The following is a 1199-nucleotide window of genomic DNA, read 5'->3' on the forward strand; positions in this document are numbered from 1 at the left end:
TGTGCTTCTTCTTGAAAATCTTCTCTTTCGATATATAATTCTTTAGAAAACGGCACTTTTCTGTAAGTCATTACTTCTTCTTCAGGATTATTTTCAGCTTCTAACCATTCTTCTTGACCTTCTGGATAATTCGTAATTACTAATTTCACAGGATCTAAAACTGCCATTACACGTGGTGCAATTTTATTCAAATCTTCACGAACACAGAATTCTAAAAGCGAAACATCAATCAAATTATCACGTTTTGCAATTCCGATAGTTTTAGCAAAATTTCGGATAGAAGCTGGCGTATAACCGCGTCTTCTCATCCCTGAAATCGTTGACATTCTTGGGTCATCCCAACCTGTAACATGTTTTTCTTCAACTAATTGCAATAATTTACGTTTAGAAACAACAGTATGTGATAAATTTCTACGTGCAAATTCTCTTTGCTTTGGACGTACCTTAGTTGGATCATAAATTTGATTCAAAAACCAATCATATAATTCACGGTGAGGTAAGAATTCTAACGTACAAAATGAATGCGAAATTTGCTCTAAATAGTCACTTTCACCATGAGCCCAGTCGTACATTGGATAAATACACCAATCGTTTCCTGTTCTGTGGTGATGTGCGTGCATGATACGGTAAATGATTGGATCACGCATCAACATATTATTAGCGCCCATCGAAATTTTAGCACGTAAAACGTGAGTTCCTTTTTCGAATTCTCCGTTTTTCATTCGTGTAAATAAATCTAAATTCTCCTCGATAGAACGATTTCTGTAAGGAGAATCGGTTCCTGGAGTAGTTGGCGTACCTTTTTGTTGCGCCATTTCTTCCGAAGTTTGGCTATCTACATACGCTTTATCTTTCTTGATTAATTCCACTGCCCAATCATACAATTGTTGGAAATAATCCGAAGCATAACATTCTTTATCCCATTTATAGCCTAACCATTCCACATCGCGCTTAATAGCATCAACATATTCTTGCTCTTCTTTTGATGGATTGGTATCGTCGAAACGAAGGTTAACTGGCGCATTGTAATCGATTCCTAAACCAAAATTTAAACAAATAGCACTCGCGTGACCTACATGCAAATACCCATTTGGCTCTGGTGGAAAACGAAAACGTAATTTATCTGCTGACAAACCATTTTTTAAATCTTCTTCAATGATTTGTTCTATAAAATTCAATGATTTTTCTTCTGTTGACAT

1 protein-coding gene is annotated in these 1199 nt (G+C 35.8%); it reads right to left on the bottom strand.

Features of this window, described 5'->3' with window-relative positions:
• The coding region (gene glnS / locus Q0075_RS06680) for a glutamine--tRNA ligase (protein ID WP_297868832.1) at positions 1 to 1199 on the bottom strand (1199 nt) is incomplete at both ends.

Origin of the sequence: uncultured Flavobacterium sp. (assembly GCF_937967675.1) — a bacterium.
In the GTDB taxonomy this organism is placed as follows: Bacteria; Bacteroidota; Bacteroidia; order Flavobacteriales; family Flavobacteriaceae; genus Flavobacterium.